At 75.5% G+C, this 7094-nt stretch carries 6 protein-coding genes; 3 read left to right on the top strand and 3 right to left on the bottom strand.

Annotated features, from left to right (window positions below; genetic code table 11):
* Nucleotides 1-175: 175 nt before the first annotated feature.
* The 3 genes from ABZW10_RS38455 to ABZW10_RS38445 form a co-directional block, all read right to left on the bottom strand.
* Nucleotides 176-1240: a hypothetical protein gene (locus ABZW10_RS38455; protein ID WP_355376308.1), complete on the bottom strand. Its 1065-nt coding sequence runs from the start codon at nt 1238-1240 to the stop codon at nt 176-178.
* 43 nt (nt 1241-1283) lie between these two features.
* Nucleotides 1284-1796: an RNA polymerase sigma factor gene (locus ABZW10_RS38450; RefSeq protein WP_355376306.1), complete on the bottom strand. Its 513-nt coding sequence runs from the start codon at nt 1794-1796 to the stop codon at nt 1284-1286.
* Nucleotides 1797-2196: 400 nt separating this feature from the next.
* The gene (locus tag ABZW10_RS38445) at nt 2197-3645 is read right to left on the bottom strand and encodes a cytochrome P450 (RefSeq protein ID WP_355376304.1); all 1449 of its coding nucleotides are present in this window, start codon (nt 3643-3645) and stop codon (nt 2197-2199) included.
* A gap of 400 nt (nt 3646-4045) precedes the next feature.
* Here ABZW10_RS38445 and modA point away from each other — a divergent pair, with 400 nt between their 5' ends.
* The 3 genes from modA (at nt 4046) to ABZW10_RS38430 (ending at nt 6970) form a co-directional block, all read left to right on the top strand.
* Nucleotides 4046-4906: a molybdate ABC transporter substrate-binding protein gene (gene modA / locus ABZW10_RS38440; protein ID WP_355376301.1), complete on the top strand. Its 861-nt coding sequence runs from the start codon at nt 4046-4048 to the stop codon at nt 4904-4906.
* Complete coding sequence (locus ABZW10_RS38435; protein ID WP_355376298.1) at nt 4903-5769, top strand: ABC transporter permease; 867 nt, start codon at nt 4903-4905, stop codon at nt 5767-5769. Before modA ends, ABZW10_RS38435 begins: the two co-directional genes overlap by 4 nt.
* Nucleotides 5770-5863: 94 nt before the next feature.
* Complete coding sequence (locus ABZW10_RS38430) at nt 5864-6970, top strand: ABC transporter ATP-binding protein (RefSeq protein WP_355376295.1); 1107 nt, start codon at nt 5864-5866, stop codon at nt 6968-6970.
* Nucleotides 6971-7094: the final 124 nt, after the last annotated feature.

The raw sequence follows: 7094 nt of genomic DNA, 5'->3' as shown, positions 1-7094 counted from the left end.
AACCACGCGGCCCCATCGAGACCGAAGCAGCCCGCCGCCTCGCCGACGACCTCAAGAACGAGTGATCACCCGATTACCCAACACTTTCTGAGCCGTCCCACCCCCCGACTCCCCGGTCCGGCGCCCCGTCCAACCCCCCGGAAACGGCGCCGGACCGGGGGCTTCGCCCCGCCGCTCAGACCTCCTCGGACCCGCTGACCGCCCAGCTCAGGCCGGTCACCGGGTCCTCCAGCGCGAGGTGCAGGTGCCGCAACCGGTCCGCCGGGTCCTCCCAGGTGAAGCAACGCATCCGGGCGACCAGTGCGCCCACCTCCCCCCGGTCCACCCGCTCCGGTCCCCGCAGCCCCAGCCGCACCGGCGACCCCGGCGACCCTGGTGACCCCATCGGCCCCGGCGACCCCACCGGCCCCGGCGGCAGCGCGGCACCGGCCATCGCCGCCAGCGCCCGCCACAGCGCGAGCCGCCCGTGCGCCGCGCCGTGCGCCCGGTCCGCGACGCCCGCCTGCACCAGCGCCGGCCAGGCGAGCGCGAACGGCAGGTACCCGCCGGTGACCAGCCGCCCGGGCGCGAGCTGCGCGGCGGCGAGCGGTGCCGGCCCCCGCACGCAGACCGCCCGCGCCCACCCGGCCAGTTCGGCGAGCGCCCGGGTGGCCGGCTGCCCGGGCAGCCGGGCGCCGGGTTCGGGCAGTTCCACCGGGGCCAGGCCCTCCCGGCTGGCCGGCAGCGTGAGCAGCGCGCTGCGCGAACCGCCGTCGCGCAGGTACTCGCGCACCGGCGCCCCCTCGCCCCGGCCCGCCGCCTCCCACGGCTCCAGCCGCAGCGGGACGCCCTCCCGGTCCGGCTCGGCGTCCCGCGAGAGGTCCTCGCCGAGCAGCACCCGGGTCTGCGCGACCAGCCGCCGCACGGGGGGCGGGCCGAGCAGCGGGGCGAGGCGCCGCCAGCGGTGCCGGGTCGCCAGCACCTCCCAGAGCGGTCCGGCGTCGTGGTCGGCGACACCGGCGGCGGTGCCGGGACCCCCGTCCGGGTCGAACAGCCGGGCCGCCACCTCGGGCGGCGCCGCGTACGCGATCAGGTGGCCGAGCGGGGCGGTCGCGGCGGCGGCCCGGCCCCGCGCGGCGCTGGTGGGTGCGGGGTCGAGCGCGACGGCGGCGGCGCGGGCCTGCCGGTAGGCGCCCAGCAGTTCGATCCAACGGCCCTCGTCCGCCAGGGAGCGGAGCCGGTGCTCCTCGTACGTGATCACGGTTCAGCGTACGGGCGGGACCGGCGCCCCACCTGACAGACCGTCAGTTCGGCGCGCCGGAACCGGCTCCGTCGGCCGTCTCGTGCTCGCGCTCCCGTTCGAGAACGGTCCGCAGCCGGTCCAGCGCCCGCCGCCGGGTGAGGGCCAGGGTGGAGCGGTGCACGCCGAGCAGGGCCGCGGCCTCCTCCAGGCCGTACCCGTCGAGGTCGACCAGCAGGACGGCGCGCGCCTGCTTGGCCGTCAGGCAGCCCAGCAGCCGGACGACCTCCCAGTGCGCCTGCAGCTCCGCCTGCCCGCCGGCCTCCGCGCCGAGCGCCTCGACGTCCTCCAGCACCTCGAACGGCACCAGTCGGCGGCGGTCACGGCGCCACTCGTCGCGCACGACGTTGACCATCACGGTGAACGCGTAGGCGTAGGGCCGCGGATGGCCGAGGAAACGGGCCGGCCGCCGGGCGATGCGCACATACGCCTCGTGGACGACGTCCCCCGCACCGAACGGATTTCCGACCAGACGGACGGCCGCCCGGTGCAGCCGGGGCAGCAATTCCGTGAACACCCGGTCGAATTCCGCCGATTCGGCCCCGGAACAGCCGCCCGCTCCCCCGTCGCCCCGACAGCCCGGCGTTCTCCCCATGCCGCCCCCTCGGAAATCGGCACCCCGAATCCCGGTCGGCCGCCACCGGCCGGAACTCCCATGACGCGTCGCGCATCACGGTTCGCCGTCCTTTTGCCCGCTGCGGGTCCCGGTGATGCGTCGGCGCCGCCGAAAGAGAAGGAAAAGGAAGAACCGCGGAAGGGCGGTACGGCACGCCGCACCGCCCTTCCGGCTCCCCCACCCGCCGATTCACTCATTCACGCACGCACGCACGCGTTCATTCGCGCATTCGAGCATTCGAGCATTGGAGGGTCCGGTTCGAGGCGCCGGGCATTCGAGGTTCAGGCATTCCCGCATTCACTCACACGCGCGGCGTCAGCCGGACCCGCATGGGGCTCTTCACCTGGAGCGTGATGCCCTGGCCGAGCCGCACCCCGTGGTCGATCGCCTCCAGGTCGAACGCCCGCAGCAGCGAGCCCAGCGCCAGCACCGACTCCAGCATCGAGAAGTGCTGGCCGATGCACGCCCGCGGCCCGCCCCCGAACGGGTACCAGGCGTACCGGTGCCGCTCCTTCTCCCGCTCGGGCAGGAAACGGTCGGGGTCGAAGCGGTCGGGCTGCTCCCAGTGGGCCGGGTGCCGGTGGGTCACCCAGGGTGCCAGGATCACCTGGGCGCCGGCCGGGATCACGTACCCGTCGACCACCGCCTCCTCCACCGAGCGGCGCCCCATCTGCGAGGCGGCCGGGTAGAGCCGCATGGACTCCTTCAGCACCCGGGTCAGGTAGGGCAGCGACTCCAGGTCGGCGGCCTCGGGCTCGCGGCCGGCCAGCACCGCGTCCGCCTCCTCCCGCGCCAGGCGGCGCTGCTCGGGGTGCTTGGCCAGCAGGAACAGCGCGAAGGCGAGCGAGGTCGCGGTGGTCTCGTGCCCGGCCAGCAGGAAGATCAGCACCTGGTCGCGCAGCTCCTCCGGGTCGAGCCGCTCGCCGTCCTCGCCTCGGGCCCGGGTCAGCAGCTCCAGCAGGTCGTCCTGGCCGGCCGCGCCGCCCCCGAGGCCGTCGCCGCCGGAGGTCCCGGACCGCTTCGCCCGCCGGGCCCGCTCGGCGATGATCCGGTCGCACACCGCGTACAGGTCGTGGCGCGCCTCGGCGCCGCGCCGGTTGGACGGCGTCGGCCAGGAGAGCGGCATCCGGACCGGCGCGAATCCGCGTTCGAGGACGAACTCGCCCATCACCGGGAAGCTGCGGTGCACCACCTCGACCGCCGCCTCCACGTCCGACCCGAACAGGATCCTGGACACCGTGCGCAGGGCGAAGCGGGACATCTCCTCGGCCACGTCGACCACGCCGTCGGGCACCGCCCGCCACCGGTCGGCGAGCGCCCGGCACTCCAGGCCGACGGCCTGCGCGTAGCCGTCCACCCGGCGGCGGGTGAACAGCGGCTGGATCAGTCGGCGCTGGCGCTGGTAGTCGCCGTCCTGGCTGGTCAGCAGGCCGTTGCCGAGGCTGGTCCGCAGTTCGTCGTAGAAGCTGTTGTCCTTGCGGAAGTTGGCGGCCTGGCTGCCGAGCACCTGGTGCGCGCCCTCCGGGGAGAACACGGCGTAGAACTCGGCGCGCAGCCCCGGCGGGCCGGCCGTGAAGCGCACGACGTCGCCGTAGTCGCGGCGGGCGTCGAGGTAGGTCCGCAGCGGACGCCGGGTCAGATCGAACAGCGAGCCCACCAGGGGAAGCCCCAGCGGTCCCGGTATCCGCTTCACGGCAGCGGCAGCGGTGGCGCCGGCAGTGGCGTCGGCGGCGGCGGCGGTCTGCGTCATGTCCCCTCCTCGGTCGTGCCCTCGTACCGCTCCAACGTAACTGAGTGGTAATCAGAGCAGAAGGAGCGCACGAGGCGACCCGGCGGGCGCCACACGGCGCTCGCTGAGCCGTTCGCGCCCCCTGTCCGTGGCCCGTGCCGCCCTCGCGGGTGGCAGCGGCGCCGTGGACGGACTCGACTCCTCCCCGGTTCGGACGGCCCGGCCGCATCCGCGCCCGCGTCCGCGCCCGCACCGCCCTCGCGCCACCCCACGGCCGGAGCGCCACCCGGAGGGCCCCTTGCCTGTGCGATAGGAAGGGCGATAATCGGCCCGCATATGCGGCACTATGATCGGAATATCGGCCGCAGCTGCGTCCATCACCCCGCGCCCTTCCGGCGCGACCAGGAGGGGAAGCGAAGGAATGACCATCCGCAGACTCACCGCCGCCGGCGCCGCGGCCCTCGTACTCGCCCTCGGCGCCACCGCCTGCGGCAGCGACGGCGGCTCGGACACCAAGGACGGCGGGACGGCGGGGTCGGCAGCGGCATCGGCGTCGACGTCCGCCCCGGCCGAGGCCCCGGCCCCGTCGGCCGGCGTCCCGAAGGCGTCCGGTTCGATCACCGTGTTCGCGGCCGCCTCGCTCAAGGAGACCTTCACCGACCTCGGCAAGAAGTTCGAGGCCGCCAACCCCGGCGCCAAGGTCACGTTCAACTTCGGCGGCAGCTCCTCCCTCGCCACCAGCATCAACTCCGGCGCGCCCGCCGACGTCTTCGCCGCCGCCAGCCCGGCCACCATGAAGACCGTCACCGACGCGGGCGGCGCCGCCGGCGAGCCGAAGACCTTCGTGCGCAACACGCTCACCATCGCCGTCCCGAAGGGCAACCCCAAGCACCTCGCCGGCCTCGCCGACCTCGCCGCCCCCGGGGTGAAGGTCGCGCTCTGCGCCAAGGAGGTGCCCTGCGGCGCCGCCGCGCTGACCGCCCTCAAGGCCGCCGGCGTCAATCTCACCCCGGTCACCCTCGAACAGGACGTCAAGGGCGCGCTGACCAAGGTCGAACTGGGCGAGGTCGACGCCTCCCTCGTGTACCGCACCGATGTACGGGCCGACGCCGGGAAGATCGACGGCGTGGACTTCCCCGAGGCCGCCCAGGCCGTGAACGACTACCCGATCGCCGCCCTGGCCAAGGCCCCCAACAAGGACGGCGCCGCCGCCTTCGCCGCCTACGTCCGGTCGCCCGAGGCCCAGCAGGTGCTGACCGCGGCGGGCTTCCAGGCCCCGTGATCCGCCGCACCGGCCGACCGGCTCCGGGTGGGCGCCGAGGCGCCGGCCACGTCGGCCGCGCCGGCCGCGTCGGCCGACGGAGGGCCCACCGGGTGCCGGTCACGCTGCTGCTCCCGGCGCTGCTCGGCCTGGCGTTCCTCGTCCTCCCGCTGGTCGGGCTGCTGGTGCGGGCGCCGTGGAGCACGCTGTCCGAGCAGCTCACCAGCCCGCAGGTGTGGGAGGCGCTGCGGCTGTCGCTCGTCTGCGCGACGGCGGCGACGGGCGTGTCGCTGGTGCTGGGCGTGCCGCTGGCCTGGCTGCTGGCCCGGACCGAGCTGCCGGGCCGGCGGCTGGTCCGGGCCCTGGTGACGCTGCCGCTGGTGCTGCCGCCGGTGGTCGGCGGCGTGGCGCTGTTGCTGGTGCTCGGCCGGCGCGGCATCGTCGGCTCCTGGCTGGACTCCGCCTTCGGCCTGACCCTGCCGTTCACGACCACGGGCGTGGTGATCGCGGAGGCGTTCGTCGCGATGCCGTTCCTGGTGATCAGCGTCGAGAGCGCACTGCGCGCCGCCGACCCGCGCTACGAGGAGGCCGCCGCGACGCTGGGCGCCTCCCGGCTGACCGTCTTCCGGCGGGTGACGCTGCCGCTGATCGCCCCCGGGATCGGGGCCGGGGCGGTGCTGGCCTGGGCGCGGGCGCTCGGCGAATTCGGCGCGACGATCACCTTCGCGGGCAACTTCCCCGGCCGTACCCAGACCATGCCGCTGGCCGTCTACCTCGCGATGGAGTCGGATCCGGAGGCGGCGATCGCGCTCTCGCTGGTGCTGCTGGTGGTGTCGATCGCGGTCCTGGCCGGGCTGCGCGAGCGCTGGATGTCCACGCCGTGACGCCCGTGCCCGCCGTCGTGACGGCCGTCGCGCCGGCCGCGTCCTCCGCCCTGCCGCCGGCCCGCCCGGGCCCCGATCCCGGAAGACCCCGCCGATGACCCCGACCGATCCCGCCGCTTCCGATCCCGCCGCTTCCGATGTCGCCGCTTCCGGCCTGGACGCCCGGCTGCGGGTCGAGCGCGCCGCCTTCGCACTGGACCTCGCGCTCACCGCCGCCCCCGGCGAGGTGGTCGCGCTGCTCGGCCCCAACGGCGCCGGCAAGTCCACCGCCCTGCGCGCGCTCGCCGGACTGCTCCCGCTCGGCGGCGGCCACCTGCACCTGGACGGCCACGTCCTGGAGGACCCGGCCCGCCGGCTGCACACCCCGGCCGAGGAGCGCCCGGTCGGGGTGGTGTTCCAGGACTACCTGCTCTTCCCGCACCTGAGCGCCCTGGACAACGTGGCGTTCGGCCCGCGCTGCCAGGGCCGCTCCAAGCGTGAGGCGCGCGCCGAGGCGGCCGGCTGGCTGGAGCGGATGGGCCTGGCCGAGCACGCGGACGCCCGGCCGGGCCGGCTCTCCGGCGGCCAGGCACAGCGGGTGGCGCTGGCCCGGGCGCTGGCCGTCCGGCCCCGGCTGCTGCTCCTGGACGAGCCGCTGGCCGCGCTGGACGCCCGCACCAGGCTCGACGTCCGGGCCCAGCTGCGCCGCCACCTCGCCGCGTTCGAGGCGGTCGCGGTGCTGGTGACGCACGACCCGCTGGACGCGATGGTGCTGGCCGACCGGCTGGTGGTGATCGAGGAGGGGCGCGAGGTGCAGTCCGGCGCCCCGGCCGAGATCGCGCGCCGGCCGCGCACCGACTACATCGCCCGGCTGGTCGGGCTGAACCTCTACCGGGGAACGGCGGACGGGCACCGGGTGACGCTGCCGCAGGGCGCCGTGCTGACGACGGACGAGGAGCTGTCCGGGCCGGCGTTCGTCGCCTTCCCGCCGTCCGCGGTGACCCTGCACCGGTCACGGCCGGAGGGCAGCGCGCGCAACGTCTGGGAGCTGACGGTGAACGGCCTGGACCTGCACGGCGACCAGGTGCGGGCCGACCTGGCCGGCGCCGTCCCGATGGCCGCCGACCTGACGCCGGCGGCCGCCGCGGAGCTCGGGCTCGCCCCCGGCTCGGCGGTCTGGGCCGCCGTCAAGGCCGCCCAGACCCACGCCTACCCGGCCTGAGAAAGTGTTGGGTAATTGATCAACTGCGTGCCGTGATGCGTTGGCGGTGATCTTCGCGGGCGTGGCGTCCGCGAAGATAAGGGCGGTGTGTGGGGGGGAGTGGCAGCCGGGCGACGACTAGTCG

Source organism: Kitasatospora sp. NPDC004723 (assembly GCF_040609255.1).
In the GTDB taxonomy this organism is placed as follows: Bacteria; Actinomycetota; Actinomycetes; order Streptomycetales; family Streptomycetaceae; genus Kitasatospora.
This window is presented reverse-complemented; position numbering and strand designations above follow the sequence as displayed.

Excerpts from the sequence above, each read along its gene's own strand:
- modA (WP_355376301.1), top strand. The coding sequence starts at position 4,046 with ATGACCATCCGCAGACTCACCGCCGCCGGCGCCGCGGCCCTCGTACTC.
- ABZW10_RS38430 (WP_355376295.1), top strand. The coding sequence starts at position 5,864 with ATGACCCCGACCGATCCCGCCGCTTCCGATCCCGCCGCTTCCGATGTC.
- ABZW10_RS38445 (WP_355376304.1), bottom strand. The coding sequence starts at position 3,645 with ATGACGCAGACCGCCGCCGCCGCCGACGCCACTGCCGGCGCCACCGCT.